This is a genomic window from Nocardioides aestuarii, from assembly GCF_039527245.1.
GTDB lineage: Bacteria > Actinomycetota > Actinomycetes > Propionibacteriales > Nocardioidaceae > Nocardioides > Nocardioides aestuarii.
Map to the genome: position 1 here is coordinate 446,412 of NZ_BAAAJT010000002.1, position 20,816 is coordinate 467,227.

19 protein-coding genes are annotated in these 20,816 nt (G+C 71.1%); 2 read left to right on the forward strand and 17 right to left on the reverse strand.

The window, feature by feature from the left end:
* Window positions 1-67: 67 nt before the first annotated feature.
* The 3 genes from ABD091_RS02285 to ABD091_RS02295 are packed head-to-tail and all read right to left on the reverse strand — an operon-like array spanning window position 68 to window position 3,543.
* Window positions 68-1,015: a zinc metalloprotease gene (locus ABD091_RS02285; RefSeq protein ID WP_343915510.1), complete on the reverse strand. Its 948-nt coding sequence runs from the start codon at window positions 1,013-1,015 to the stop codon at window positions 68-70.
* Between the two features lie 52 nt (window positions 1,016-1,067).
* Entirely contained in the window at window positions 1,068-1,781 is a 714-nt protein-coding gene (locus ABD091_RS02290; protein ID WP_343915511.1) for an HAD family hydrolase, read from the reverse strand.
* The gene (locus ABD091_RS02295; protein ID WP_343915512.1) at window positions 1,774-3,543 is read right to left on the reverse strand and encodes a proline--tRNA ligase; all 1,770 of its coding nucleotides are present in this window, start codon (window positions 3,541-3,543) and stop codon (window positions 1,774-1,776) included. The genes ABD091_RS02290 and ABD091_RS02295 overlap by 8 nt, the downstream gene beginning before the upstream one ends.
* Window positions 3,544-3,669: 126 nt before the next feature.
* Here ABD091_RS02295 and ABD091_RS02300 point away from each other — a divergent pair, with 126 nt between their 5' ends.
* Entirely contained in the window at window positions 3,670-4,644 is a 975-nt protein-coding gene (locus ABD091_RS02300; protein ID WP_343915513.1) for a hypothetical protein, read from the forward strand.
* Here the strand turns inward: ABD091_RS02300 and ABD091_RS02305 are convergent.
* Complete coding sequence (locus ABD091_RS02305) at window positions 4,641-5,486, reverse strand: GNAT family N-acetyltransferase (RefSeq protein WP_343915514.1); 846 nt, start codon at window positions 5,484-5,486, stop codon at window positions 4,641-4,643. The two genes, ABD091_RS02300 and ABD091_RS02305, sit on opposite strands and share 4 nt — an antisense overlap.
* 187 nt (window positions 5,487-5,673) lie before the next feature.
* On the opposite strand from ABD091_RS02305, the gene ABD091_RS02310 reads away from it, so the two are divergent.
* A complete protein-coding gene (locus ABD091_RS02310; protein ID WP_343915515.1) occupies window positions 5,674-6,609 on the forward strand; it encodes an SDR family oxidoreductase in 936 nt (311 codons plus the stop codon).
* Window positions 6,610-6,612: 3 nt separating this feature from the next.
* On the opposite strand, the gene ABD091_RS02315 is transcribed toward ABD091_RS02310, so the two are convergent.
* From ABD091_RS02315 to ABD091_RS02375, 13 genes are all read right to left on the reverse strand, one after another.
* Window positions 6,613-6,936, reverse strand: a complete 324-nt coding sequence (locus ABD091_RS02315) for an SHOCT domain-containing protein (protein ID WP_343915516.1) — start codon at window positions 6,934-6,936, stop codon at window positions 6,613-6,615.
* Window positions 6,937-6,939: 3 nt separating this feature from the next.
* Window positions 6,940-7,338, reverse strand: a complete 399-nt coding sequence (locus ABD091_RS02320) for an SHOCT domain-containing protein (protein ID WP_343915517.1) — start codon at window positions 7,336-7,338, stop codon at window positions 6,940-6,942.
* Between the two features lie 9 nt (window positions 7,339-7,347).
* Window positions 7,348-8,499, reverse strand: coding sequence for a flavodoxin-dependent (E)-4-hydroxy-3-methylbut-2-enyl-diphosphate synthase (ispG, locus tag ABD091_RS02325; protein WP_343915518.1), 1,152 nt, complete (start codon window positions 8,497-8,499; stop codon window positions 7,348-7,350).
* Between the two features lie 31 nt (window positions 8,500-8,530).
* Window positions 8,531-9,898 (reverse strand): M50 family metallopeptidase, encoded by a 1,368-nt coding sequence (locus ABD091_RS02330; RefSeq protein WP_343915519.1) that lies wholly within the window; start codon window positions 9,896-9,898, stop codon window positions 8,531-8,533.
* A complete protein-coding gene (gene dxr / locus ABD091_RS02335; RefSeq protein WP_343915520.1) occupies window positions 9,895-11,004 on the reverse strand; it encodes a 1-deoxy-D-xylulose-5-phosphate reductoisomerase in 1,110 nt (369 codons plus the stop codon). Before dxr ends, ABD091_RS02330 begins: the two co-directional genes overlap by 4 nt.
* Before the next feature lie 53 nt (window positions 11,005-11,057).
* Window positions 11,058-12,392, reverse strand: a complete 1,335-nt coding sequence (gene gabT, locus ABD091_RS02340) for a 4-aminobutyrate--2-oxoglutarate transaminase (RefSeq protein ID WP_343915521.1) — start codon at window positions 12,390-12,392, stop codon at window positions 11,058-11,060.
* A gap of 36 nt (window positions 12,393-12,428) precedes the next feature.
* Window positions 12,429-13,235: an ABC transporter permease gene (locus tag ABD091_RS02345; protein ID WP_343915522.1), complete on the reverse strand. Its 807-nt coding sequence runs from the start codon at window positions 13,233-13,235 to the stop codon at window positions 12,429-12,431.
* Complete coding sequence (locus tag ABD091_RS02350) at window positions 13,232-14,092, reverse strand: ABC transporter permease (protein WP_343915523.1); 861 nt, start codon at window positions 14,090-14,092, stop codon at window positions 13,232-13,234. The genes ABD091_RS02345 and ABD091_RS02350 overlap by 4 nt, the downstream gene beginning before the upstream one ends.
* A gap of 9 nt (window positions 14,093-14,101) precedes the next feature.
* Entirely contained in the window at window positions 14,102-15,310 is a 1,209-nt protein-coding gene (locus ABD091_RS02355; protein WP_343915524.1) for an ABC transporter substrate-binding protein, read from the reverse strand.
* The gene (locus tag ABD091_RS02360) at window positions 15,307-16,410 is read right to left on the reverse strand and encodes an ABC transporter ATP-binding protein (protein WP_343915525.1); all 1,104 of its coding nucleotides are present in this window, start codon (window positions 16,408-16,410) and stop codon (window positions 15,307-15,309) included. Before ABD091_RS02360 ends, ABD091_RS02355 begins: the two co-directional genes overlap by 4 nt.
* Window positions 16,411-16,421: 11 nt before the next feature.
* Window positions 16,422-17,654: a saccharopine dehydrogenase family protein gene (locus ABD091_RS02365; RefSeq protein ID WP_343920871.1), complete on the reverse strand. Its 1,233-nt coding sequence runs from the start codon at window positions 17,652-17,654 to the stop codon at window positions 16,422-16,424.
* 1 nt (window position 17,655) lies between these two features.
* The gene (locus ABD091_RS02370; RefSeq protein ID WP_343915526.1) at window positions 17,656-19,089 is read right to left on the reverse strand and encodes a gamma-aminobutyraldehyde dehydrogenase; all 1,434 of its coding nucleotides are present in this window, start codon (window positions 19,087-19,089) and stop codon (window positions 17,656-17,658) included.
* A gap of 80 nt (window positions 19,090-19,169) precedes the next feature.
* The gene (locus tag ABD091_RS02375; protein WP_343915527.1) at window positions 19,170-20,792 is read right to left on the reverse strand and encodes an amidohydrolase; all 1,623 of its coding nucleotides are present in this window, start codon (window positions 20,790-20,792) and stop codon (window positions 19,170-19,172) included.
* Between the last annotated feature and the right edge of the window lie 24 nt (window positions 20,793-20,816).

The window sequence follows — 20,816 nt, forward strand, 5'->3', positions numbered from 1 at the left end:
GAGAGTGCGGCCGGACCACCCGGCCGCGGCCCTACCCTGCCGCACGGTGGGCCGACCGGGAAGACCCTCAGCCCCGGTAGGCGCGCCACATCTGGCGCATCCGCCTCTTCTGACCGGGCGTGAACTGGTCCATGCAGGAGTCGTAGGAGTAGTCCATGTAGTTGTGGATCGGGTCGACCCCGGCCCGGAGCGGGCAGGTGTCGGTGTCATCGGGCGGGCAGCCCGAGGTGGCGTCGAGCTGCGCGGGCGTGTCCGACACCTCGTCGTTGGTCTCCGAACAGCTGCCCTGGAAGGTGTGGAGGAGACCGAGCCAGTGGCCGACCTCGTGGGTCGCGGTCTTGCCCTCGTCGTAGTTGGTCTGCGACCCACCCGGCAAGGAGGTGAACTGCACTCGGACGCCGTCGACGTGCGGGCGTGCCCGGTAGTCCCACGGGAAGGTGGCGATGCCGAGGTAGCCGAAGTCGACCAGCCAGATGTTCAGCGTCCTGGCGCCGCCGATCCGGGTCGCCTTGCGGTACTTCCTGGTCTGCTCGTCGTGGTGCCAGCGGGTGTTCCGGAAGCGGTCGACGCCCTTGAGCACGAAGCGCACCTTGGTCTGCGCGGCCACGTCCGACTCGGCACCTGCGAAGTGCCGGTTCATCACCGCGACCTGACGCTCGATCGCCCGCTTCGAGACGTTGCCCGCGCCGTTCTTCGCCGCCATCACGTGGACCCGGACCGGGACCCGGATCCGCTGCTGCCGTCCGCCGGCCCGCTGCTGCGCGAGCAGGCGTGCGGTCCGGGCGGCGATGCGTTGCTGGTCGGCAGCCGTGATCGGCCGGTGGTCGAGGCCGTCGCCGCCTCGGGCCGCGCCGGAGGCCGGTGCGAGCCCGTGGGCGGCCGGGTCGAAGCAGGGGGGCGTCCCCTCGGTGACCGCGGCCCCGGCCGGCGCCTGGAGACCCGCCAGCAGCAGGGCGGCCGTGGCCAGGAGGACCGCTGCTGCCCGGGAAGCGGTGGACGACACGCTCGGCTGCATGCCAGCAGCGTGCACCAGCGGGTGGCACCGCGACCAGCCCGGGTCCGGCCCGTCAGAGCCAGCGGTCGATGACGCCCGGGATCTCGGACAGCCGCTGGACGACCGCGTGGGGGGTGCCCTCGGTGTGGCCGACCTGCCCCGCAGGGATGGTGCTGTGGGGCACGTGGACCGCCTTCATGCCGGCGTTCGTCGCGCCCCAGATGTCGTCGAAGAGCCGGTCCCCGACGTAGACGCAGCGTGCGAGGTCGTCGACGTCGACCGCCTCGGCCGCGGCCCGGAACGCCTCGGGGGACGGCTTGGTCCACGGCACCTCGCTCGTGTAGACGTCGCCGTCGACGAGGTCGAGGACCCCGTCGCGCTCGAAGAAGCCGCGGTGCCACGCGCGCGGCCACACCGTGTTCGACAGGACACCGACCTTGAGGCCGCGGGACCGCAGCGCCTCCCACATCGGCCCGACCTCCGGGTCCGTCGTGGTGTGGGGCTCCCAGAACTCGTAGTAGGCGCTCAGCAGCTCGGGGTCGTGGTCGAGGCCGGCCTCGTCGAAGAGGTCGGCGATGGTCGCGCTCTGCTGGTGGTCACGACTGCGACCCCACACGACGTCGCCGGCGGCCATGAGTCGCGCCGAGATCTCGTCGTCGTCGTGGTGGCTGTCGACGACGGCGCGCGCCAGCGCGAACGACTCCGCATGGAAGTCGACGTCGTGCCAGCGCGTGAGGGTGCCGCCCCAGTCGAAGATGACGGCAGTGACGCCGTGGGAGTCAGCCACGCACGATCCCCACGATCCGGTCGACCGCCTCGGCGACCGGCACCTCCGTGCGCTCGTCGGACGCCCGGTCGCGCACCTCGACGTTGCCGTCGGCCAGTCCCCGGCCGACAGTCACGATCGTCGGCACGCCGATCAGCTCGGCGTCCTTGAACTTCACGCCGGGGCTCACCTTCCCGGTGCGGTCGTCGTAGAGCACGGTCACCCCGCGGGCGGAGAGGTCGTCGGCGATCCGGGCGGCCTCGTCGAAGACCGCACCGTCCTTGCCGGCAGCGACGATGTGGACGTCGGCGGGCGAGATCTCGCGCGGCCAGCACAGCCCGAGCTCGTCGTTGTTGCCCTCGGCGATGGCGGCCACGGCGCGCGTGACGCCGATGCCGTAGGAGCCCATCGTGACCGTGACGAGCTTGCCGTTCTCGTCGAGCACCTGGAGGCCGAGCGCCTCGGCGAACCACCGTCCGAGCTGGAAGATGTGACCCATCTCGATGCCGCGGGCCGACTCCAGCGTGCCCTCCTCACAGTTCGGGCAGGCGTCGCCGTCGCGGACCTCGGCGGCCTCGATGGTGCCGTCCGCGGTGAAGTCGCGGCCCATCACCAGGTCGATGACGTGGCTGCCGTGGACGTTGGCGCCGGTGACCCAGCGCGTGCCCTCGGCCACCCGCGGGTCGACGACGAATCGGATCCCGGACGGCGACTCCTCACCGAGGGCCGCGGGACCGATGTAGCCCTTGACCAGCGCCTCGTGCTTCTTCATCTCGACGTCGTCCATGGGCTCGACCTCGATCGGCTCGAGCTGGCCCTCGAGGCGCTTCTGGTCGACCTCGCGGTCGCCGGGCAGGCCGATCGCGAGCGGCTCGCGGCGACCGTCGGGGTGCTTGAGCACGACCAGCACGTTCTTGAGGGTGTCGCCCGCCTCCCAGGGCCGGTCGTCACGGGGGAACTCGGCGTTGAGGTGGTCGACCAGCGTCTGGATGGTCGGGGTGTCGGGGGTGTCCTCGGCGTGGGCGGCCGGCACGTCGTCGAAGGGGACGGGAGCGGGCGGCCGCACCGCCACGGCCTCGACGTTGGCCGCGTAGTCGCAGTGGGTGCAGCGCACGTAGGTGTCCTCGCCCACGTCGGCCTTGGCCAGGAACTCCTCGGACTTCGAGCCGCCCATGGCGCCGCTGGTGGCCTTGACGATCGCGTAGTCGAACCCGAGCCGGTCGAACGTCTTGACGTAGGCCTCGCGGTGGGCGGCGTAGGAGCGGTCGAGCCCCTCGTCGGTCGTGTCGAAGGAGTAGGAGTCCTTCATGATGAACTCGCGCCCGCGGAGCACGCCGGCGCGCGGCCGTGCCTCGTCGCGGTACTTCGTCTGGATCTGGTAGAGCCAGACGGGCAGGTCCTTGTAGGAGGAGTACATGTCCTTCACCGCGAGGGTGAACATCTCCTCGTGGGTCGGACCGAGCAGGTAGTCGCCACCCTTGCGGTCCTGGAGCCGGAAGATGCCGTTGCCGTAGGTCGTCCACCGGTTGCTGGCCTCGTAGGGCTCGCGCGGCAGCAGCGCCGGGAACGACAGCTCCTGGGCGCCGATCGCGTTCATCTCCTCGCGGATGATGTTCTCCACGTTGCGCAGCACGCGCAGACCCAGCGGCAGCCAGGTGTAGATGCCCGGAGCGGCCCGGCGGACGTAGCCCGCGCGGACGAGGAGCTTGTGGCTCGGGACCTCGGCGTCGTTCGGGTCGTCCCGGAGCGTGCGCACGAAGAGGTTGGACATCCGCAGGATCATGCGGCGAAGGCTACTTGTGACCTGCCGCGTTCCTCGAACCAGTTCCCGCGCAACCAAACAGCCCCGACGTGGCGTCCCACGCCTGAGACCGGGATCCGCCCGGCCCAGTGACTCGGGGGAGACACGATGTCCACCTTGCTGACCACCTTCGTCGCCGCCGTCGCCGGACTCGGCCTGATGGCGCCGACCGTCCCGCCGACCTCCGTCCCCGACGGCCGGGACACCACGACCGTCGACCTCACCCGGCCCGGCACCCTGACCCGCGGCGACGACGTACGGACCCCGCACCTGGAGGGGAACGTGGTCGTCGACGGCGACCGCCGGATCGAGGTGCGGAACGTCATGTCCCTCCTCGGGCGGACCGGCGACGACTACGTCGTCTCGACCAGGTCGCGACGGGGGAAGTACCGGGTCAAGCGGGTGTCGGTGACGAGCGAGCAGTGGGTGCTCCTGGAGGGCAAGGACGCTCTCGGGGTGGACCTGTCGTCCGACGGCCAGCACCTGCTGCGCAACGACAACCGTCGACGGGCGACGATCTCGGTCTACGACGCCAGCGACGGCAGCCCCGTCGCCAGCGGACGCTTCCGCGGCTACGGCTACGTGCTCGACGCCGACGGCGGCACCGCCGTGGTGAGCTCGTGGGCGGGCGAGGGACGCGCCGTCTCGTGGGACTTCGTCGAGGGGGGCCGGACGCTCGTGGCCAAGAAGGACGCCTACCTCGCCGACATCTCGACCGACCGGCTCGCGACCTTCACCGCCGACCCCTACCTCGACGGCTGCACCGAGGTCTCGACGCTGAGCGCGCCCGACGACCTGCTGTGGGAGTCGTGCCGGCAGAAGGTCGCGACGTTCTCGCCCGACGGCCAGCGGATGGTGACCATGCACATCCTCACCGACGGTGTCGGACCCGGCGAGGTCGACCTGCGCAACGTCGACGGCAGCACCCTGGTCACCTACACGTCGCGCTGGTTCGGCGGGATCGACTGGGAGGACGACGACACCCTGCTGCTCGACGCGAACAGCCGCCGCAACGGGGCGACCGTGCGCTGCGACCTCGACGTCTGCGAGCTGGCGTCGGACGTCGCGCCCAGCAACCCCTAGAACATCACCGTCGCGAACGTGGCCGTCTGCCGGAAGCCCACCCTGTCGTAGGCCCGGCGGGCGGCCACGTTGTAGTCGTTGACGTAGAGCGACACCACCGGGGCGAGGTCACGCCGTACGGCCTCGACCACGGCGGCCATGCCGCGAGCACCGAGGCCGGTCCCCCGGAGCTCGGGGTCGACCCAGACGCCCTGCACCTGCGCCGCCGCCGGGCTGAGGGAGGCGACCTCGGCCTTGAAGACGACGCGGCCGTCCTCGATCCGGGCGAAGGACCAGCCGCGGGACACGAGGTTCTTGACGCGGGTGCGATAGAAGTCCGAGCCCCCGAACAGCTCGGGGCTGACCCCCACCTCCTCGGTGTACATCGACACGCAGGCGGGATAGAGCACCTCGACGTCGGCGAGCGTCGTACGCCGCACCAGCGGATCGCCGTCGACCAGCGGGTCACGGTCGATCTCGAGGTGGGGCTGGTCCCACCGCTGGTCGCGCGGTGTCCCCCACGTGTCGGCCACGACGTCCCAGAACGCCCGCACCGGCGCTTGCGGACCGAGGATCGTGGACACGGTGCGGCTGCGGGTCAGCGCACGCTCGGCGAAGACCCGGGCGTCGTCCTCCCCCGCCTGCACCGGGACCAGGTTGGCGGCGACGTGGCAGGCCGCCGTCAGCCGCCCCTCGTCGAAGCGGCCCCACACCTCGCCACCGAGCCAGCGCGGCTCGAGGTTCGTCACGCGGGCACGGTGCGCCGCGAAGACGTTGACGACCGGGTCCTCGGCCACCAGGTCACCGAAGGCCGCGAGGTCCGGCGAGCCCAGCACCCGGACCCCGTGGCGGGTGGACAGCACAGCCGGAGCCTACGACCTCCCGACACCTCCCGGGTCGCCTCACCTGCCCCACGGGTCACATCGCGGTCGCCGATTGGTCCCCAACGGCAGAAATCAGGGGGCAGAACTGTCGTTGGGGACCAATCGGCAGGGGCGGAGCGCAAGCACGGTCAGGTCGCCGGCGACCAGCTGGTGGTGGGATGGGCAGATGGACACGACGGGGACGTTGAGCGGCAGGGTCGCGCTGGTGGCGGGCGCGACGCGGGGGTGCGGGCGGGCGATCGCGGTCGAGCTGGCGAGGGCGGGGGCGCACGTCTACGCGACCGGCCGCAGCAGCAGGGCGGGAGCCTCGGAGATCAGGAGGCCGGAGACCATCGAGGACACGGGCGACCTGATCGAGGCGGCCGGTGGCGTCGGGACGGCGCTCGTCGTCGACCACGAGGACTCCGACCAGGTGGCGGCCCTGGTCGCCCGGATCGAGGGCGACCACGGTCGTCTCGACATCCTCGTCAACGACATCTTCGGCGGCGACCGCTACGCCGAGTTCGACAAGCCGCTCTGGGAGCACGACCTCGAGGGTGGGCGTCGGATGCTGCGCATGGGGGTCGACACCCACCTCGTGACCGCCCACCACGCGCTCCCGCTGCTGCTGCGCACCGCGACCCCGGACTCCCCCGGCCTGCTCGTCGAGATGACCGACGGCACGGCCGAGGCCAACGCCGGGTTCCGGCAGGGGGTCGGCCTCTACTACGACCTGGTCAAGGCCAACGTCACGCGGATCGTCATGGCCCTGACCCACGAGCTGCGCGACCACCCCGTCACGCCGCTGGCCGTCACCCCTGGCTGGATCCGCTCCGAGGCGATGCTCGAGCACTTCGGGGTGCGCGAGGACAACTGGCGCGACGCCCTCGGGCGCGTGCCGGGGTTCGCGATCAGCGAGTCGCCGGCCTACGTCGGACGCGGGATCGCCGCCCTCGCCGGCGATCCCGGCCACGAGCGCCACCGGGGCGCCACGCTGTCGTCCCACGACCTCGCGGCGGCGTACGGCGTCACCGACGTCGACGGCTCGCAGCCGGACTGCTGGCGGCTGATCGCCGAGCACGGCTTCGACCACAAGCACGTGGACGTCAGCGGCTACCGCTGAGCCTCAGAGGCCGTCGATGATCCGGCGCCGGGCGGCGTCGTACTCCTCCTGGGTGACCAGACCCTGGTCGAGGAGGCCGCGGAGCTCGCTCAGGCGCGCCTCGGCCGAGGCCGGCGCGGCGGTGGGTGCGTCATCTCCGGCGCGGATGCTGCTGGCGGTGTAGGTCGCTGCGAGACCGTCGTCGGTCAGCAGCGCCATCGCGGTGGCGTCGCCCTCGCTCATGCCCGCGTCGCGCGCCATCCGGCGAGCGGTGCTCGCCCGCCACACCGCGGAGGCGACGGCCACCACGAGCATCAGCGTGACGCCCACGGCGAACCAGGTCGGCACGGGTCAGAGCCCCTCGATGATGCGCCGGCGGGCGGCGTCGTACTCGTCCTGGGTGACCAGGCCCTGGTCGAGGAGGCCGCGGAGCTCGGTCAGCCGTGCCTCGGCGGTCGGTGGCGGCGGCGTCGCGGGCTCGCGCAGGCCGGCCCGGATGCTGCTGGCCGTGTACGCCGCCTCGAAGCCGTCGTCGGTGAGCAGCGTCATCGCGGTGGCGTCGTCCTCGTCCATCCCGGCGTCGCGGGCCATCCTGCGGGCCGTCGAGACCTTCCAGACCGTCGTGGCGATCCCTGCGACGAGAGCCAGCACGAAGAGCGCCGCGAAGCCGTCGGGCATCGCCGGGTCGGGCGCGCCACCGAAGCCCGGGCCGTAGTCGAGCCCCGTGGGGAGGAGCGCGGTGTGGGTCACGGGCGGACCCTACGACACGGAGACGTTCGCCTGGCTGCCTTCAACGGGATCCATGCCCTCGGCGATCCGCATCGCCTCCTCGATGAGGGTCTCGACGATCTTGCTCTCGGGGACGGTCTTGATGACCTCGCCCTTGACGAAGATCTGGCCCTTGCCGTTGCCGGAGGCGACGCCGAGGTCGGCCTCGCGGGCCTCGCCCGGACCGTTGACGACGCACCCCATGACGGCGACGCGCAGCGGCACCTCGAGGCCGTCGAGACCGGCCGTGACCTCGTCGGCGAGCTTGTAGACGTCGACCTGCGCCCGACCGCACGAGGGGCAGGAGACGATCTCGAGCCGGCGCGGCTTGAGGTTGAGGCTCTCGAGGATCTGGATGCCGACCTTGACCTCCTCCACCGGCGGCGCCGAGAGCGAGACCCGGATCGTGTCGCCGATGCCCTGGCTGAGGAGGTGGCCGAAGGCCACCGAGGACTTGATGGTGCCCTGGAACGCCGGGCCGGCCTCGGTCACGCCGAGGTGGAGCGGCCAGTCGCCGGCCTCGGCGAGCAGCTCGTAGGCGCGCACCATGACGACCGGGTCGTTGTGCTTGACCGAGATCTTGAAGTCACGGAAGCCGTGCTCCTCGAAGAGGCTCGCCTCCCACATCGCCGACTCGACGAGCGCCTCGGGGGTGGCCTTGCCGTACTTCTCCAGCAGCCGCTTGTCGAGGCTGCCGGCGTTGACGCCGATCCGGATCGAGGTGCCGCGGTCGCTCGCGGCCTGCGCGATCTCCTTGACCTGGTCGTCGAACTTGCGGATGTTGCCGGGGTTGACGCGGACCGCCGCGCACCCGGCGTCGATGGCCGCGAAGACGTACTTCGGCTGGAAGTGGATGTCGGCGATGACCGGGATCTGCGACTTCTGGGCGATCGCGGGGAGCGCGTCGGCGTCGTCCTGGCTCGGGCAGGCGACGCGGACGATGTCGCACCCGGACGCCGTGAGCTCGGCGATCTGCTGGAGGGTGCTGTTGATGTCGGAGGTCAGCGTCGTCGTCATCGACTGCACGGAGATCGGGCTCTCGCTGCCGACCCCGACCGACCCGACCTTGATCTGACGGGTCTGGCGGCGGGGAGCGAGGACGGGCGGGGGCGCCTCGGGCATGCCCAGGTTGATCTCGGTCATGGCTCCGAGACTACTGCCGGACGTGCCGCGGTCAGGATTCGAGGTGGAGGGGTACGACGAGGTCGCCGACGATCAGCACCAGGCCGAAGACGAGGAGCACCGACGCCACGACGTAGGCCACCGGCAACAGCTTGGCGACGTCGACGTAGCCGGGGTCCGGCCGGCCGCGCAGCCGGGCCGCGGCACGGCGTACGGCCTCGGCGAGGGCGCCGGCGATGTGACCCCCGTCGAGCGGCAGCAGCGGGACGAAGTTGAACATGCCGATGAAGAAGTTGAACCCCGCGACCAGCATCAGCAGGAAGATCGTCTTCTCCAGGACGGGGAACCCGTCGTGGGCGACCGTCTCGCCCGCGAGCCGACCCCCGCCGACGATGCTCACGGGCCCGTTGGGGTCACGCTCCTCGAGCCCGACGATCGCCTGGCCGACGTCCCACACCTTCACGGGCAGCGTCGCCAGCGCGTGGAGCGAGTCGACGGTCATCGTGCCCATCTGCTCGAGCGTGTAGAGGGGGCCGCCCGTGCCGAGCTCGACCTCGGGGACGACGCCGAGGAACCCGACCTGCGTGAGGGTGTCGTCCTCCATCGAGGTGGGACGCATCTGGGCGGTGGTGTTGGTGGTGACGGTCCGCTGCTCGCCGTCGCGCTCGAGGACGATCACGGCCTTGCCGTCGTCGTTGGCGCGGACCTGGCGCTGCAGCGCGTCCCAGGTGGTGACCGGGGTGCCGTTGAAGGAGACGAACCGGTCACCCGGCTCGATGCCGGCCGCGGCCGCCGGGGTGGGGTTGTCGCGGAGCTCCTCCGCGCTGCACGCGCGCCCGTCCTCGGCGGCCGGCACCAGGCACGGTGCGACCTCGGCGACCGTGGTCTGGGTGCGCAGGTCGCCGGCGTTGCCGTAGAACGCGAAGACCGGCAGGAAGATGAGGAAGGCGATGAGGATGTTCACCGTCGGCCCGCCGGCCATCACGATGACCTTCTTCCACCACGCCATCTTGTAGAACAGCCGGTCCTCGTCGCCGGGCTTCACGTGCTCCCACTCCGCCGCCCGCGCGTCGGAGATCAGCTGGGTGAAGAGGCCGGTGTTGGACTTGCGGACCCGGACCACGCGCTCGCCGTCCTCGTCGTAGACGGGGTGGTCGCGGTCCTCGTCGAGCTCGTCAGCCCCCGGCGGGAGCATGCCGACGATCTTGACGTAGCCGCCGAGCGGGATCGCCTTGAGGCCGTACTCGGTCTCGCCGATCTGCTTGCTCCAGACGGTCGGCCCGAAGCCGATGAACCACTGGGTGACCTTCCCGCCGAACTTCTTCGCCGGGATCATGTGGCCGAACTCGTGGAGCCCGATCGAGGCCAGGATGGCCACGACGAAGATGAGCACGCCCAGCGTGTAGAAGACGGCGGTCATGGTCGGTCGGTGTGTCCCTCGATACGTGCGGCGGCAGCGGTCCGGGCCCACGCGTCGGCCCCGAGCACGGCGTCGACGGTGAGCTCCTGCTCCGAGGGTACGTCGTGCCGCCCCAGCACGCTGGCGACCGTGGGCACGATGTCGACGAAGGCCAGGCGACCCTCGTGGAAGGCATCTACACAGACCTCGTTGGCGGCGTTGTAGACCGCCGGCGCGGTGCTGCCGGCCCTCCCGGCGCGACGCGCGAGCTCGACCGCGGGGAAGGCCTCGTCGTCCAGCGGCTCGAACCGCCAGTCGGCGGCCGTTCGCCAGTCGATCGGCGTCTCGGCGCCGGGCACGCGGTCGGGCCAGGCCAGACCCATCGCGATCGGCACCAGCATCGTCGGCAGCCCCAGCTGGGCGACGACGGCGCCGTCGGTGAACTCCACCATCGAGTGGATCATCTGCTGGGGGTGGACCACGACCTCGATGTCGTCGAAGGGCACGTCGAAGAGCAGATGGGCCTCGATGACCTCCAGCCCCTTGTTGACCAGCGTCGCCGAGTTGGTGGTGATCACCCGGCCCATCGCGAAGTTGGGGTGGGCGAGCGCCTGCTCCGGCGTGACCGTGGCGAGCTCGTCGCGGGTCCGGCCGCGGAACGGTCCCCCGCTGGCGGTGAGCACGAGGCGGCGTACCTCGTCGCGCCGGCCGGCGCGCAGGCTCTGGGCGATCGCGGAGTGCTCGGAGTCGACCGGCACGATCTGGCCCGGCTTGGCCGCGTCGACGATGAGCGGGCCGCCGATGATCAGCGCCTCCTTGTTGGCGAGCGCGAGGGTCGTGCCGGCCTCGAGCGCGGCGAGGGCCGGCCGCAGCCCGACCGCCCCGGTGATGCCGTTGAGCACGACGTCGCACTCCATCGAGGCGGCCTCGACGCTGGCCTGCTCGCCCAGCCCGGCGTAGGCCGGCGCGAACTCGGTGACCTGCTGGTCGAAGAGCTCCTGCTGCGACCCGCCGGCCGACAGGCCGACGACGCGGAAGCGTTCCGGGTTGGCACGCACCAGGTCGAGCGCCTGGGTGCCGACGGATCCGGTCGACCCCAGGATGACGACGTCACGACGGCTGCTCACGGCCGTCATCCTCCCAGTCGTGCTCCGTCAGGGTGAGCCGGGCACGGTTTCGCTCAGCCCGCCGTGGCGGCGAAGGCCTCGGTGACGACGTCGAAGCCCTCGTGGAGGAGGTCGTCGGAGATCGACAACGGCGGGAGGAACCGGAAGACGTTGCCCCAGGTGCCGCAGGTCAGGGTCACGACCCCCGCCTGGTGGCAGGCGGCGTTGACCGCTGCAGCACGCGCGGCGTCCGGGGCACCCGTCTCCGGGTCGACCAGCTCGATCGCCATCATGGCTCCCCGGCCACGGATGTCGGCCACCACCGGGTGCACCGCGCGGATGCCCTCGAGCCGCTGCCGGATGATCGCGCCGACCTCGCGCGCCCGGGCGGCGAGGTCGTGGGTGCGCATCTCCTCGATCGCGCCGAGCGCGGCGGCGCAGGCGACCGGGTTGCCGCCGTAGGTGCCGCCGAGGCCGCCGGTGTGGACGGAGTCCATCAGCTCGGCGCGCCCGGTGACCGCAGCCAGGGGCAGGCCACCGGCGATGCCCTTGGCGGTCGTCACGAGGTCGGGCACGACACCCTCGTCGTCGCAGGCGAACCAGTCACCGGTACGGCAGAAACCGGACTGGATCTCGTCCGCGACGAAGACGATCCCGTTCGCGGTGCACCACTCCGCTAGGGCGGGCAGGAACCCGGGCGCGGGGACGACGAAGCCGCCCTCGCCGAGGATGGGCTCGATCACGAGGCAGGCGAGGTTGCCGGCGCCGACCTGCTTGTCGAGGTGGTCGATGGCCCGCGCCGCCGCCTCCGCACCGGAGAGCCCGTCGCGCAGCGGGTAGGACATCGGGGCCCGGTAGACCTCGCCCGCGAACGGCCCGAACCCCTGCTTGTAGGGCATGTTCTTGGCGGTCATCGCCATCGTGAGGTTGGTCCGGCCGTGGTAGGCGTGGTCGAAGACCGCCACCGCGTCGCGACCGGTCGCCACCCGCGCGATCTTCACCGCGTTCTCGACCGCCTCGGCGCCGGAGTTGAACAGCGCCGACTTCTTGGCGTGGTCGCCCGGGGTCAGCTCGGCGAGCTGCTCGCACACGTCGACGTAGCCGTCGTAGGGCGTGATCATGAAGCAGGTGTGGGTGAAGGCGTCGACCTGCTCGTGCACCCGGCGTACGACGGCCGGCGCGCTGTTGCCGACCGTCGTCACGGCGATGCCGGACCCCAGGTCGATCAGCTGGTTGCCGTCGACGTCGCGGAGGATCCCGCCCGAGGCCTCGGTCACGAAGACCGGCAGCATCGTGCCGACGCCGTCGGCGACGAGCTGCTTCTTGCGCTCGAGGCGGGCCCGGGACTCCGGGCCGGGGATCTCGGTGAGCAGGAGTCGTTGCTGGTGCACGGTCGGAGCGGTGGACATCGCGGTGGTTCCTTCAGGTTCGGGTGGGTGGTCGGGTCAGTGGGTGGTGGCTTCGACGTCGCCGCCGGCGAGCCGCTGGGCCAGGTAGATCGGGACGGCGGAGAGCACCACCAGGACGGCGGCCACCACGTTGACCACCGGCGCCTGGTTGGGGCGGAAGAGGTTCTGGTAGATCCAGATCGGCAGCGTCTGGACGCCGCCGCCGGCGGTGAAGGTGGTCACGATGATCTCGTCGAAGCTGAGGGCGAAGGACAGCAGCGCGCCCGCCAGCAGCGCCGAGCGCAGCATCGGCAGCGTGACCAGCCTCAGCGTGGTGACGCTGCCTGCCCCGAGGTCGGCGGAGGCCTCCTCGAGGCTGTTGCCGAGCCTGCGGAGCCTGGCGACGGCGTTGTTGAAGACCGTGACGATGCAGAAGGTCGCGTGGGACACGACCAGGGTGAAGAAGCCGAGCTCGATCCCGAACATCGTGAGGAAGGCGTTCGCGAGCGCGATGCCCGTGACCACGCCGGGCAGGGCGATGGGCAGGATGATCAGCAGCGAGACGGTGTCGCGCCCGAAGAACTCGAAGCGCTGGAGCGCGAGCGCCGCCATGGTGCCGAGAACCAGGGCGACCGCGGTCGCGATCACCGCGGCCTCGAGCGAGACCACCACCGCGGACCGGGCACCACTGGACTCCCACGCCCGTCCCCACCATTCGGTCGTGTAACCAGGCGGGGGCCACGCGAAGGTGCGGGAGGTGTTGAAGGAGTTGAGCAGCACCAGCATCAGCGGCGCGTAGACGAAGAGCAGCGTCAGCGCCGTGAAGGCGCCGAGCAGGCGACGGGTCCAGGGAGAGAGGGTCACAGGTTCTCCAGGGCTCCGGTCCGGCGGACGCCGGTCAGGTAGGCCAGCATGATCACGACCGGGATCGTCGACACGGCCGCAGCGAACGGCATGTTGTTGCCGGTCAGGAAGCTGTCGTAGACGACGTTGCCGAGCATCTGGTTGGCACCGCCCACGATCTTGACGGCGATGTAGTCACCGAGCGTCAGCGAGAAGGTGAAGATCGACCCGGCGACGGCCGCCGGGAAGAGCACGGGGAGCACGACCCGGCGCAGCGTCGTCCAGCCCGTCGCGCCCAGGTCGGCCGACGCCTCCAGCAGCGATCCCGGCAGCCGCTCGAGGCCGGCGTACATCGGCAGGATCATGTAGGGCAACCACAGGTAGGCGAGCGTGATGACCGTGGCGGTGAGGCCGTAGCCCGGGGTGTCCAGCCCGAGCGGGGCCAGCAGCCAGTCGACCGGGCCGCCGTTGGAGAACATCCCCCGCCAGGCGTAGGCCTTCACCAGGTAGGACGCCCACAACGGCGTCAGCACCGCGATGACCAGCAGCCGCTGGGCGCGTGGCGAGGCCACCTTCGCCATGAAGAGCGCCACGGGGAGCGCCACCACCGCGTCGATCACCGTGACGGCGACCGCGACGAGGATCGTCCGGACCGTGATCGTCCGGTAGACCTCCAGGGTGAACAGGTCGCGGAAGTTGTCCAGCGTCCAGGTCCGGCTGATGGTGCCACCGAACTCGTCGGCCGTCCACAACGAGGTGACGAAGAGCGCCGCGAGGGACCCCAGGTAGACCACCACCAGCCACGCCATCGGCGGGCCGAGCAGCAGTCCCAGCTGCCACCGTGACCGGCGGCCGGGAGCGGTCCCTGCGGCGCTCATCGTCGTGGGTCAGCCCTTCACTTCGGTCCAGGCACGCGTCCAGTCCTGGTAGGTCGTGCACTCGACGTCGGTCCGGCCGTCGAGGCAGTCCGAGATCGGGGTCGTCCAGTACCAGATGCCCTCGGCGTAGGCCTCGTCACCGGCGTGGTAGCTCTCGCAGAAGCCCTTGCTCGTCAGGTCGCAGGCCTTGCTGTTGGCCGGCGCCTCACCGAACCACTCCGCGACGGCGGCGTTGGCCTCCGGGCTGATGATGTGGTTCAGCCAGCCGTAGGCGCAGTTGCGGTGCTCGGTGTTGGCGTTGACCATCCAGGTGTCCGACCAGCCGGTCGACCCGGTCTCGGGGAGGATCGCCTCGACCGGGACCTTGTCGGCCTGGGCGAGGTTGACGATCACCTGCCAGGTAGTGCCGACCACGGAGTCACCGGTCGTGAAGGCCTGGATCTCCTTGAGGTAGTCCGACCAGTACTCCCCGACGTGCTCGCGCTGCTGCTTGAGCAGGTCGACCGCCGCCGCGAGCTGGTCGGCGTCGAGGGCGTAGGGGTGCTCGATGCCGAGGTCGGGCTGGGTGTTCATGAGGTAGAGCGCGGCGTCCGCGATGTAGATCGGGCTGTCGTAGGCCGTGACGTTGCCGCTGTAGTCGGACGCGCCGTCGAAGACCGGCGACCAGTCGGTCGGCGCGGGCGTGACCTCCTTGGTGTTGTACATCAGCAGATTGGCGCCGTAGCCGTGGGGAACGCCGTACATCTGGCCGTCGACGGAGTTCCAGTCGCGGTCCTTCAGGAAGGGCCACACGTCGGCGTAGTTCTCGATCAGGTCGGTGTTGACCGGCTCGGCGTCGGCGCTGGCGATCAGTCGCAGGGACGCGTCGCCGGAGGCCGACACGACGTCGTACTCACCGGACTGCATGAGGGTGACGGCCTCGTCGGAGGTGCCGAAGTACTTCACCGTGACGTCGCAGCCGGTCTCCTCCTCGAAGGGCGTCACCCAGTCGACGCTCTTGTCGGTGGAGCCGTCCTCGGCGTAGCCAGGCCAGGCGAGCACGCTCAGCTCGCCCTCGTAGTCGCCGAGCTCCTCGGCCATCGGCAGGTCCGGGGCGACGAAGCCCCCCTGCTCCTCGGACGCCGAGCCGCCGTCGCCACCGCTGCCGGAGGTGGTGCCGCAGGCCGCCGTCAGGGCCAGCACAGCCATCACCCCCACCAGGCTCCTGGTTGTTCTCATGTGGGTTCTCCTTCTCCTGGTGTCGCGGTGAGGGGCTCTCCGCGGCTGAGGTCGATGAGGTGGGCGTCCGCCCATGCGAGCTCGACGCGCTCCCCGCGTCGTCCCATGGCCTGGGCGGTGTCCCCGCGCAGGTTCTGGCTGAGCACCGTCAGCGTGGTGCCGCCGTCGAGCTCGACGAGGTAGTGGTTGACCGAGCCGAGGTAGACCACGTCCCGGACCACGCCCGTGGCACGGACGGGCGCGTCGGTGTCCGCGCCGAGGTGGATCTTCTCCGGTCGGATGCAGAAGGTGCCCTCGCGACCGACGACCGCCTTCGCGAGGTCGCCGGTGAGGAGGTTGGAGGTACCGACGAAGCCGGCGACGAACGAGCTGGCCGGGGACTCGTAGAGCTCGGCCGGGGTGGCGACCTGCTCGATCCGCCCGTTGTTGAAGACGGCGATCCGGTCGCTCATCGTCAGGGCCTCCTCCTGGTCGTGGGTCACGAACACGAAGGTGATGCCGACCTCGCGCTGGATGTGCTTGAGCTCGATCTGCATCTCGCGGCGCAGCTTGAGGTCGAGGGCACCGAGCGGCTCGTCGAGCAGCAGCACCCGCGGCCGGTTGACGAGGGCGCGGGCCAGGGCGACCCGCTGCCGCTGACCGCCGGAGAGCTGGGCCGGCCGGCGGTCGGCGTAGCCCTCCAGTCGGACCGTCTCGAGGGCCTCGAGGGCCCTCTCGCGGCGCTCGGCGCGCGGGACCTTCTTGACCCGGAGCCCGTACTCGACGTTGCGCAGCACGTCGAGGTGCGGGAAGAGGGCGTAGTCCTGGAAGACCGTGTTGACGTCGCGCGCGAAGGGCGGACGGGCGGTCACGTCGGTGCCGCCGAGCACCACGCGCCCCGCGGTCGGCTCCTCGAAGCCGGCGATCAGCCGCAGGACCGTCGTCTTCCCGGACCCGGACGGCCCGAGCATGGAGAAGAACTCGCCGTCCTCGACGTCGAGGTCGACACCCGCCACGGCACGCACGTCTCCGTAGTGCTTGGCGAGCTCGCGCAGCGAGATGGCCGGAGCCGCTCCCGTCCCTGCCGCCGGACCAACGGTCGCGCTCGTGCTCACGGTCATCAGGATGCTCCTCAGACTGGCTTCTCGACCATGCCCCAGGGGCTGCCGTACTCCGTCAGCAGGTCGAGGAACGGCTGCGCGTCGAACGCCTCCGGTCCGAGCACGCCGGCACCGCTCCAGGTCCCGCGCGCCACCAGCTCCAGGGCGACGACGGGGTTCACGGCGGTCTGCCACACCACGCACTGGTGGCCGTACTCCTGCATCGCCCACTCGTTGTCGACGACGTGGTAGAGGTAGGTCGACCGCGGCCGGCTGTCCTTCCCGGTGCCGGTCACCCACAGGCCGGCGCAGGTCTTCCCGGTCATCCGGGGCCCGACGGTCGCCGGGTCGGGCAGCACCGCGGCGACCACGTCGCGCGGGCTGACCTCGACGCCCTTGACCCTCACCTTCTCGGTCTTGTCGAGGCCCAGGGTGTTGAGGACCTTGAGGATGTTGATGAACTCGTCACCGAGGCCGTACTTGAAGGTGACCCGCTGGCAGTCCACCCAGCGCGGCATGAGGAGCACCTCCTCGTGCTCCACGTTGACGCACTCGACCGGGCCGATCCCCTCCGGGAAGTCGAAGACCTCCGGCTCGCTGAACGGTGGCGTGGTGAACCAGCCGCCGTCGACGTCGGCACTCGCCCGCTCCCAGATGACCGGCGGGTTGAGGCACTCCTCGATCGTGGTCCACATCGAGAACGACGGCGCGAAGATCTCGTGGCCGTCGTCGTCGCGGACGACGAGGTTCGCGCCGTCACGGGTGCCGAGCTCGTCGATCTCGGAGAAGAGGTGGTCGGCGGCGTAGCGCGCGAAGACGTCGGACAGCCCGGGCTCGACGCCCATGCCGACCAGCGCGAGCCGGCCCGCCTGCTCCCACTCCCCCGCGACCGCGAACTGCTCGTCCCCGAGCTTGACGCCGCACTTGGAGTACGGCGTGTCCGGGTGGGGCCTGCTCAGCGACATCGCCATGTCGACGTAGTCGGCACCGGCGGCGAAGGCACCGTCGAAGATCGGCATGTTGAAGACCGGGTCGACCGCGTTCATCACGTGGGTGATCCGGTGCTCGCGGCAGAGCGCCTCGACCGACTCCTGGGAGGAGGCGTCGACCTGCGCGGCGACGTAGCGCTCGTCGGTGGCGGCAGCCTTCTCGGCGCGCTCGAGGTCGTAGTCGGCGACGACCATCGCCTCGAAGAAGTCACGTCGGGCAGCGATGGCCGTGAAGGCGCCACCGACGCCGCCGGCCCCGACCAGGAGGATCCTCATCTCACTCACCGATGTAGCTCATGACGTGCTTGATGCGGGTGTAGTCCTCGAGTCCGTACATCGAGAGGTCCTTGCCGTAGCCGGAGTGCTTGAAGCCCCCGTGGGGCATCTCGGAGATGAAGGGGATGTGGGTGTTGATCCACACGCACCCGAAGTCGAGCCGCTTGGACATCCGCATGGCGCGGGCGTGGTCGGTGGTCCAGACGCTGGAGGCGAGCCCGTACTGGACGCCGTTGGCCCACCGCAGCGCCTCGGCCTCGTCGCTGAACTTCTGCACCGTCATCACGGGTCCGAAGATCTCGGTCTGGATCTGCTCGTCGTCCTGCTGGAGCCCGGAGAGGACGGTCGGCTCGTAGAAGTAGCCGCGGTCGCCCTGACGGGTGCCGCCGGTCTGGACGCTGGCGTGGTCGGGCAGCCGGTCGACCATCCCGGTGACGTGGCTGAGCTGGTTGGCGTTGTTGAGGGGGCCGTAGTAGGTGCCCTCGGCCAGCGGGTCACCGGTCGGCATCCCCCTCGCCGCTTCCGCGAGCGCCGCGACGAACTCGTCGTGGATGCCGGGGCCGGCGAGCACGCGGGTGGCGGCCGTGCAGTCCTGGCCGGCGTTGAACAGGCCGGCGCCGGCGATGCCCTCGGCAGCGGCCTCGACGTCGGCGTCGTCGAAGACGATGACCGGGGCCTTGCCGCCGAGCTCGAGGTGGACCCGCTTGAGGTCCTTCGCCGCCGAGCCGGCGACCTCCATGCCCGCGCGGACCGAGCCGGTGATCGCGACCATCTGGGGCGTCGGGTGCTCGACGAGGGCGCGGCCGGTGTCGCGGTCGCCGCAGACGACGTTGAGCACGCCGGGCGGCAGGAACTCCTGGGCGATCTCGGCCAGCAGCGTCGAGCTGGCGGGGGTCGTGTCACTGGGCTTGAGGACGACGGTGTTGCCGGCGGCCAGGGCCGGGGCGATCTTCCAGATCATCATCAGCAGCGGGTAGTTCCACGGCGTGACCTGGCCGACGACGCCGATCGGCTCGCGGCGTACCCACGAGGTGTGGTCGGCCATGTACTCGCCCGCCGAGCGGCCCTCGAGCACGCGGGCAGCGCCGGCGAAGAACCGGAAGTGGTCGGAGGCGTAGGGCATCTCCTCCTCCATCGTCAGCCCCCGGGGCTTGCCGGTGTCGCGGCACTCGACCTCGTTGATCTCGTCGATCCGGGCGTCGATGGCCTCGGCCAGCTTCAGCAGCGCGTTGGAGCGGTCCTGCGGGGTGGCCTCGCCCCACGACTCGAACGCCTTCTCGGCGGCGCCGTAGGCGCGGTCGAGGTCCTCGGGCCCGGAGAGCGGGGCGGTCGCGTAGGTCTCCCCGGTGGTGGGGTCGACGACGTCGTAGGTCTCGCCCGACGCGGACGGCACCTTCTCCCCGTCGACGATGTTGTGGAAGCTCGTGTCAGCCATGCGCCGAACCCTAACCGCACCCCTACGGATTCGGTAGAGGTAGGCCCACCGAACTGACGGAATCCGTTGTCAATGACCTGTTACGACGAGGTGACGGGCCTTCCGTCGACCCAGGTCGACACGGCTCGGGTTGCCCCGATCAGGCCCTCCGGACCGTCGAAGGGGTCGCGGTCCAGCACGACGAGATCGGCGACCGCGCCCGGCGTGAGCGTCCCCGCGTCGTCGCGGTGGTTCACCCAGGCGCTGCCCGAGGTGTAGGCCGCGAAGGCCGTCGTCAGGTCCACCGCCTGCTCCGGGAGGAACGGCTCGTTGCCCTCGCGGCCCTCGGCGCCGTACGCCGTGCGCGTGACGGCGGTGTGGATCGCGGCCATCGGGTCGGGGGTCGAGACCGGCCAGTCACTGCCCATCACGAGCCGGGCGCCGCTGCGGTGGAGGGCGCCGAAGGGGTACTGCCAGGCCGCGCGCTCCTCGCCCAGGAACGGCAGGGTCAGGTCGACCATCTGGTCGTCGAGGCAGGCCCACAGTGCCTGGGCGTTGGCCGCGACGCCGAGCGCCGCGAACCGCGGCACGTCGGCCGGATCGACGACCTGGAGGTGGGCGATGTGGTGGCGGAGGTCGTCGCCGCGCCCCTGGGCCGCCTCGAACGCGTCGAGCGCCTCGCGGGCACCGCGGTCGCCGATCGCGTGGACGTGCACCTGGAACCCGGCGTCGGCCAGCGCCGGCACGACCTCGCGCAGCACCTCACCGTCGACGAAGGAATGTCCGCGGTTGGTGGTCGCGTGGCCGCAGCGATCGAGGTAGGGCGTCCCCATCGCGGCGGTGAAGTTCTCCGCGACGCCGTCCTGCATGATCTTCACGCTCGTCGCCCGGAACCGGCCGTGCGAGAACTCCTCCCGGAGGGCCCGCAGGTGGTCGAGCTGCTCGAGGCCGCGGTCGCGGTCCCACCAGAGCGCGCCGACGACCCAGCCGGTGAGCGTGCCGCGCTCGGCCGCACGCCGGTAGGCCGGGCCCGGGTCGTCCATCCCTGCGTAGGCGCCGACGATGGCGTCCTGCCACGCCGTGATGCCCAGCGAGTGGAGGTAGGCCTGCCCGGCGACCAGGCCGGCGTCGTACTCCTCCTCGGTGGTGGCGGGCGCGAGCCGGCTCACCAGTGCCATGGCCCCCTCGTGCAGCGTTCCGGTCGGGCGGCCGTCGGCGTCCCGCTCGATCCGGCCGTCGACCGGGTCGGGGGTGTCGGCGTCGATGCCGGCGAGCTCGAGGGCCCGGCTGTTGACCCACGCGCCGTGGTGGTCACGGTTGGGCAGGTAGGCCGGCCGCCCACCCGTCACGGTGTCGAGGTCGGCCGCGGTCGGCGTGCCGCCCGGGAAGGCGGCCATCGCCCAGCCACCGCCTTGGATCCACGGTCGCTCGGGGTGGGCGGCGGCGTACGCCGACACCCGCGTCAGGTAGGCCTCGCGGGTCTCGTCCTCGGAGAGGTCGCACCGGGTGCGCTCCACGCCGCCCTGGATCGTGTGGACGTGGGCGTCGGTGAATCCGGGCGCGACCAGGCCACCGTTGACGTCGACCACGTCGGCGCCCGCTCGCTGCGCGGGGTCGAGGCTCCCGACGGCGACGACGCGTCCGCCCTCGACCAGGACCTCGGCGGCGCCGACGTACCGATGGCCGTCGAAGACCCGTCCTCCCGCGAACACCGTGCGTTCCACGCGCCCATCCCTCCGCAAACTCCA

What these genes read in the sequence shown, in the direction of transcription:
- ABD091_RS02370 (WP_343915526.1), bottom strand. Translation starts at nt 19,089, where the DNA reads ATGGCTGACACGAGCTTCCACAACATCGTCGACGGGGAGAAGGTGCCG.
- ABD091_RS02330 (WP_343915519.1), bottom strand. Translation starts at nt 9,898, where the DNA reads ATGACCGCCGTCTTCTACACGCTGGGCGTGCTCATCTTCGTCGTGGCC.
- ABD091_RS02365 (WP_343920871.1), bottom strand. Translation starts at nt 17,654, where the DNA reads ATGAGGATCCTCCTGGTCGGGGCCGGCGGCGTCGGTGGCGCCTTCACG.
- ABD091_RS02350 (WP_343915523.1), bottom strand. Translation starts at nt 14,092, where the DNA reads ATGAGCGCCGCAGGGACCGCTCCCGGCCGCCGGTCACGGTGGCAGCTG.
- ABD091_RS02355 (WP_343915524.1), bottom strand. Translation starts at nt 15,310, where the DNA reads ATGAGAACAACCAGGAGCCTGGTGGGGGTGATGGCTGTGCTGGCCCTG.
- ABD091_RS02295 (WP_343915512.1), bottom strand. Translation starts at nt 3,543, where the DNA reads ATGATCCTGCGGATGTCCAACCTCTTCGTGCGCACGCTCCGGGACGAC.
- ABD091_RS02300 (WP_343915513.1), top strand. Translation starts at nt 3,670, where the DNA reads ATGTCCACCTTGCTGACCACCTTCGTCGCCGCCGTCGCCGGACTCGGC.
- ABD091_RS02310 (WP_343915515.1), top strand. Translation starts at nt 5,674, where the DNA reads ATGGACACGACGGGGACGTTGAGCGGCAGGGTCGCGCTGGTGGCGGGC.
- ispG (WP_343915518.1), bottom strand. Translation starts at nt 8,499, where the DNA reads ATGACCGAGATCAACCTGGGCATGCCCGAGGCGCCCCCGCCCGTCCTC.
- ABD091_RS02360 (WP_343915525.1), bottom strand. Translation starts at nt 16,410, where the DNA reads ATGACCGTGAGCACGAGCGCGACCGTTGGTCCGGCGGCAGGGACGGGA.
- gabT (WP_343915521.1), bottom strand. Translation starts at nt 12,392, where the DNA reads ATGTCCACCGCTCCGACCGTGCACCAGCAACGACTCCTGCTCACCGAG.
- ABD091_RS02285 (WP_343915510.1), bottom strand. Translation starts at nt 1,015, where the DNA reads ATGCAGCCGAGCGTGTCGTCCACCGCTTCCCGGGCAGCAGCGGTCCTC.